Genomic DNA, 3,704 nt, shown 5'->3' with positions numbered 1-3,704 from the left:
ACATCGCCACTATGCACAAAACGGTGTTGTCCGTCCGTAACCTCAAACATTACAGCACCCATAATATCGTGATCCGTCGCGAATGCGCGAACCGTTAAATCGCCAATTTGCACATCTTTATTCGGTGCTATTACTTGCACCTGTGCATTGGGTGCTGACTCTAAGCCCTGACGAATCAACTCTGCATAAAGCGTTGCCGATTCCATTGTCATGTAAACCGGTGTCAGTTTTGTCAGATATTTCAGTGCCCCCATGTGATCCAAATGCAAATGAGAGATAAAAATGGCGGTCTGCTTATCACCTGCGATATCTGTAAATAAATCTGGCAAAGCTGGCAAAATCCCGTTGCTTAGCAAATCATCCGGTTGGCTGTCAGCAGGCGCAAAGTTAATCCCAAAATCCATAATCACCCGAGCCGTTTGCGTTTCAAACGCCACCACATTACCACCAATTGTATCGACTCCGTTCAGAACCGTTACCGTTGTCGTCATACTACTTGTTATCCTTCACAATCTTCGTCGTTTGCTTTTGCAAGGTGTCCAATGCATCCTTTGGTGCCGTCTTCTTCGTTAGCATTGCATCCGTGGCACTTAGCAAATCGGTGCGGTACTCTTGATAACCTAAGAATGCCGTATCAGAGAAAGCCCCTGGCAATGAATCAGAAGCAGCCTTGGCCAATGGGTTCGCCTTCAAGTACGACTTGTAATCAGCTGAATTGGCTGCCTTCTTCGTAATTGGCAAATAACCAGTTGCTTCAGCCCACTTCTCAGTTTGCTTATCTGACGCCAAGAACTTCATAAAGGCAAAGGCCCCTGCCTGTTCCTTCTTAGAAGCTTGCGCCGTCGTAACCAAATTATTACCAGCTAGCATTGTCGCTTGCTTACCCTTATATGACGGCATCACAGCTGTACCCCAATCAAATCCTTGTGGTGCAGCGGCCTTGGTTGCTGAAATACCGGCTGATGATGAGAATGACAACGCTGTTTTACCATTAACAAAATTCGTCGTCCCGTAAATGTCAGAACCGGCCGTCAACGCTTCGCCATTGTCCACCATATCAGTAATTGTTTTAGCTGCTGCAACTGCTTGCTTCGAGTTAACGTTCACCTTACCTGCCGGCGTCACCAACTTTACGCCTGCTGATCGAACCATTGAGTTCCATTCCATATCAAATGATTTATCGTAACCAACCGCTGCAATATTGTGATCTTTCAACGTCTTTGCCATCTTTGCAACGTCATCCCATGTCTTGGGAACCGCTAAATTATATTGCTTTAAGATCGACTTGTTATAGAACATCACGCGGACCGAAGCTGAAAATGGCATCGCATAGTAAGACCCCTTGTACTTTGCTTGTTCCAAGAAACCTGGATAGATGTTCTTCAAATCAGCTTTCGATAAGCCGGATTTCCCCTTCACTTGACTATCCAAATTGGTCACGATGCCATCTTTCGCATAATCTGGCACCTGGGTATAGGTTGCTTGGGCCATGTCAGGTAGCGTCTTTGACTTAGCTGCCGCCATCACCTTTTGATTCAAGGTCGTATAATCACCTTGCGCCGTTGCAACAATTTCATACTTTGATTGTGATGCGTTAAACGCCTTGATTTGGTCATCCAACGCCTTGGCGTAGTTCCCAGTCATGGCATGCCAGAATGTAATCTTGGTTGGCTTTGATGCTGCATTCGCAACCGTTGGAACCGCCGTTGCGAATACACCTGATGTCAATGCCAATACCGCTGAACCTGCGAACAATTTCGTCCAAGTCTTCATGTTAACTTTTCCCCTTTTTTCCCACAAAAAAATAACAACCGCTGACTGTCAGACACATCACAGTGCCCTTGTGATATTTCCGAACAGTTTAGTGCCGACAACTTTGTCATCACCACTAAACCGTTCACAAACATACTGTGAACAGTCACTAATTAACCTTTGATACCAGTATTCGAAATACCTGCTACGACATACTTATTGAGTAATAAGTACATGACGACCATTGGCAAAATAACAAACGTTGACGCCGCCATTAGTTCTGGATATTGCACCCCCGAATCGCTTGAAAATGCCTGCAACCCAACCGGAAGCGTTCGCATCTTCTCCGTATTCGTGACGATTAACGGCCACATAAAGGAATTCCAGCTCCCAATAATTTGCAAAAGGCCAATTGCTGTAATCGTTGATTTCGCATTTGGCACCAAAACGCGCCATAAAAATTGCCAATCACTCGCGCCATCCAATCGGGCGGCATAATACAATTGATCTGGCACACTCGCAAAACTCTGCCGTAACGTGAACACCGCGAAAAAGGATGCTAACCACGGTACAATCAGAGCGCCATAAGTGTTCACCAAATGTAATTCTGATAGCGTTACGAAATTAGGAATGATTAACATTTCGCCAGGCACCATCATTGTCGCTAGCAAAATCGTAAATAACACTTTTTTGCCAGAAAAATTCAGTTTTGCAAATGCAAACGCAGCTAGGATTGACGTCACCAATTGACCCAGCGTTGTGGCCAGCGAAACAACCACCGAATTAATCAAGTACGTGGCAAATGGCGCCGCTTGCCATGCGCGCACCCAGTTCCCCCACTGAAAGTGTTTCGGCAACCATGTTGGGGGCGTTTGTAATGCTTCAAAGCCTGTTTTAAACGCTGTCGATACCATCCAAAAAAATGGCAATAACATTGTCAAAGCCCCTAAAACTAAGAGGATATAGACTAATATTTTCTTTGATTGCATGATACCCTCCTAATAATGAACGTGTTTCTTGCTCCACCAAAGTTGGAACAGGGTGACAACTAAAATCATCAGGAAGAGCACCACCCCTGAGGCCGCGGCCAATCCATACTTATTCTGTTCATAAAACATTTGATAGAGGTAATAAACGACAGTTAATGTGCTGTGCCCTGGTCCTGGTTGTCCACCAAACAAGGCAAAAATCTCATCAAACACCTTAAACGATCCAATCACTGCATTCACCGTCACCAAGAACGTCATTGGCGAAATCATCGGTAGCGTGACATGCCAGAAACGTTGCCAACTATTGGCACCATCAAGCATTGCCGCATCATACAAACGTTGATCAACATTATTCAAGGCCACCAAGAATAGTAAGATATTAAATCCTAAGCCCTTCCAAATTGCTAGAATAATTAATGCCGGCATTGCATAATGTGGATCATTTAACCAATCGATTGGGTGCACACCAACAAAGCCCAACAGGTAATTCAACAACCCCGCATCCTTGTTATAAATCCACCGCCAAACCATTGAAATCGCAACAACACTGGTGACAAACGGCATGAAATACAACGTTCGAAACAAACCAGCCAATCGATTTATTTGATTGAGTAAACTCGCAATCGCTAACGACAAAATAATTTCAACAGGCACTACCCCGACCACAAAAACAATCGTATTCCAAACCGCTAAGTGAAAATTATCATCCTGCCATAACGTTTTAAAATTATCAAACCCAATTGCATTAACTTGGTTCGTAAAAAAGTTGTAGTCCGTGTAAAAGCTCATCGCTAGACTCTTGATAATTGGATACAAGCTGAACATCCCAACAATGATCAGCATAGGCAATAAATAACCTAACGCTTTCAAATTATCACGCCAAGTCGGTTTCGTATTATTCATCATGCCCGTTTACCATCCCAATCAATTGGCAAACGTTCACCCGCTGCATTAAAGGCATAC

General features: G+C 44.2%; 4 protein-coding genes. All 4 read right to left on the bottom strand.

The genetic code is table 11. The annotated features are described in order from the left end of the window. Positions 1 to 491, bottom strand: a 491-nt coding sequence (locus WEIDD23_RS14515) for an MBL fold metallo-hydrolase (protein WP_242865432.1), incomplete at its 3' end; no start/stop codon positions are given. 1 nt (position 492) lies between these two features. Next, positions 493 to 1,773, bottom strand: coding sequence for an ABC transporter substrate-binding protein (locus tag WEIDD23_RS04885; protein WP_010375162.1), 1,281 nt, complete (start codon positions 1,771 to 1,773; stop codon positions 493 to 495). 152 nt (positions 1,774 to 1,925) lie between these two features. Continuing rightward, a complete protein-coding gene (locus tag WEIDD23_RS04880; protein ID WP_010375165.1) occupies positions 1,926 to 2,741 on the bottom strand; it encodes a carbohydrate ABC transporter permease in 816 nt (271 codons plus the stop codon). Between the two features lie 9 nt (positions 2,742 to 2,750). Further along, positions 2,751 to 3,644, bottom strand: a complete 894-nt coding sequence (locus WEIDD23_RS04875; protein ID WP_029237524.1) for a carbohydrate ABC transporter permease — start codon at positions 3,642 to 3,644, stop codon at positions 2,751 to 2,753. Positions 3,645 to 3,704: the final 60 nt, after the last annotated feature.

The organism is Weissella sp. DD23 (assembly GCF_001579105.1).
Lineage (GTDB): Bacteria > Bacillota > Bacilli > Lactobacillales > Lactobacillaceae > Weissella > Weissella cibaria.
This window is presented reverse-complemented; position numbering and strand designations above follow the sequence as displayed.